Annotated in this window: 2 protein-coding genes; both read right to left on the minus strand. The window is 58.3% G+C overall.

The features are described 5' to 3' along the window. The coding region (locus tag AAF739_18030; protein ID MEM6384567.1) for an aldehyde dehydrogenase family protein at positions 1 to 608 on the minus strand (608 nt) is incomplete at its 3' end. Between the two features lie 115 nt (positions 609 to 723). Next, complete coding sequence (locus tag AAF739_18035) at positions 724 to 2205, minus strand: fasciclin domain-containing protein (protein MEM6384568.1); 1482 nt, start codon at positions 2203 to 2205, stop codon at positions 724 to 726. Positions 2206 to 2489: the final 284 nt, after the last annotated feature.

Consider the following 2489-nt stretch of genomic DNA (forward strand, 5'->3'; position numbering starts at 1 on the left):
AAGAGCCCCGCCGGAAGCCCGGCCTCATGCAAAATCTCCGCGACTTTAAGCGCGCAAAGCGGGGTCGTCTCAGAGGGTTTGAAGACCATGGCATTCCCGCAGGCAAGCGCCGGCGCGCCTTTCCAACAAGCGATCTGCGTCGGGTAATTCCACGCGCCGATGCCCACGCAAACCCCAAGCGGTTCGCGGATCGTATAGGCAAAGTCACCCCCGAGCGGGATATGTTCCCCTGTCAGGCTGCCCGCCAAACCGCCGAAATACTCCAACGCATCGGCCGCTGAGGTTGCGTCGGCGACGAGGGTTTCCTGCAGCGGCTTGCCGGTGTCGAATGTCTCAAGCTCGGACAGCTCCTGATTGCGCTCGCGTATGATATCGGCCGCCCTACGCAGGATACGACCCCGCTCGGTCCCGGTCATAGCAGCCCAGGCAGGCTGCGCCGCCTTTGCCGCCGCGAGTGCTGCCTCAACAACGGCTGGCGTCGCCGCATGAACTTGCGCGATCTTCTCCCCAGTCGCGGCGTAAACGACATTAATCACATCGCCCGCATCATCCTCCAGATACGCGCCATTAACGAAGTGCGAAGCGATAGGGGTGGGGTCGACTGTCATAGCGCGTTAAAAGCTGGAATCCGCGCGGCGTGATAGCCCAAAAGCGAACGTGCGCCCACGAAAGACGCCCGTGACCACTCGCAAGAGAGTTAACCCAAGGGACTCGCAAGCGAGTTTAAGCAAAGGAGAGGTCATCCTCCGAGAGGTCCTCGGCGTCCTCGACAAGCACGCTCCAATTCGCGTTGACGCTAGAAATGAGAAGTGCGTCGTTACCGTCTCCTTGACCAAGCAGGATTGAGATCACTTCGTCTTCATCTACATTCGCGATCTCCAGCCTGTCCTCCAACCCGTTGAAGTCCGTGATCCTGTTCGCGCCGTTTGCCCCGCTTGCGAAAGAGTATGTGTCTTCCCCATCGCCACCCGTTAGCGTGTCATCACCGGCCCCGGCACGTAGGAAATCCGCATCCGCACCGCCATTGAGCGCATCCGCGCCACCGCCGCCAAAGAGCTGATCTTCACCATCACCGCCGCTCAACTCGTCATTGCCCCGACCGCCGAAAACACGGTCGTCGCCATCACCTGCATTGAGCAGGTCGTCGCCATCTTTCCCGACGAGAAGGTCATCGCCGGCACCACCAAAGAGATCATCAAAGCCAGCGCCACCGTAGAGGGAGTCGTTGCCGTTCCACCCCGTTAGGCGATCATTTCCGGTTCCGCCAACAAGGATGTCATCGCCACCCCCGCCAAAGCCGCTGTCATCCCCATCTCCCCCAAAAATGCGATCAGCCCCACTACAACCGTGCATCTCATCGTTGCCGTTCTGCCCCGCGACCAGATCATTGCCTCGACCGCCAATCAAAAGATCGGCCTGGTCCCCGCCGAAAAGGCGGTCGTTCCCTGCGCCACCTTCAAGCAGGTCTTCTCCGACATCCCCTTGGAGCGTGTCACTGCCCTCGCCGCCGGATAGCCAGTCAAAATCTCCACCACCGATCAGAAAGTCATTACCAGCACCGCCAAAGAGAAGATCAGCGCTGGCACCGCCATTCGCTATGTCGTTCCCGCCGCCTCCGCTAAAAAGATCAATTCCCTCAAGGAGGAGAGCTTCATCAGCCCCATCACCGCCCACGACAAGGTCCGGGCCTTCTGTTCCATCATCATCGAACTCGATGATAACTGGCAGCAAGAGCTGATCTATCGGAACGATGACGCCGTTATCGAGTGTGTTAACGACGCCAAGCGTGGCGTTTGGGCTTCGCGGATCCACGTCCACAAGAGCGCCCGATGACACTGACACGTTTGTCCCGAGAACAGTCTCGAACACTGCACCATCTGTGAAGTCACCGTTTGTCAGTTCGGACGGCGTGATATGATATGAAAGCACATCAAGGAAGAATTGTGCCGTTTCGCCGTCTGATAGCGCGTTAGCCGCAGTGATAAGATAAACAGCCGCGCCTTCGGCGTCGCTACCGGGATAGCCAAACGAGTTTGCCGCCGCGATCATCGCCCTGTCAGTCGGCGCAAATACCGTCGCTCCAAAGCTTGGATCACCTAGCGCCTGGGCAATCCCGGCATCAAGGGCGTCATCAACTTCAACAGCCAGTGCCACCAAAATGCTAAAATTTGGATCACTTCCCAACGTCTCAAGGACAGTCGCCATGTCTTACCCACTCCCAGTACTAACTACGCAACCTTCACGAGCCTGCGCCCCGCTCCGTAGCATAGACAACCCCAGCCCGGTCTCAATGAGTAGGTCGCAATCGTTGGTAATTTCTGTCCGGTTTCGGGTCAGGCCTAAACAGTTACTGCCAACCTGACCTACTGTTGATGTATGAGCCCCAGGCCTCGCAGTCGCTTGACCCATGAAACTTGGTCGCGCCCTCTTGCCGTGTAGCCCGAGTGCAGGCAAACACATCGCGTTGTTCATTAGGGAGGAGCATCCAT

This window comes from Pseudomonadota bacterium, assembly GCA_039024915.1.
GTDB lineage: Bacteria > Pseudomonadota > Alphaproteobacteria > Rhizobiales > MH13 > MH13.

Coding starts and splice junctions, on each gene's coding strand:
- AAF739_18035 (MEM6384568.1), bottom strand. CDS start 2,205: ATGGCGACTGTCCTTGAGACGTTGGGAAGTGATCCAAATTTTAGCATT.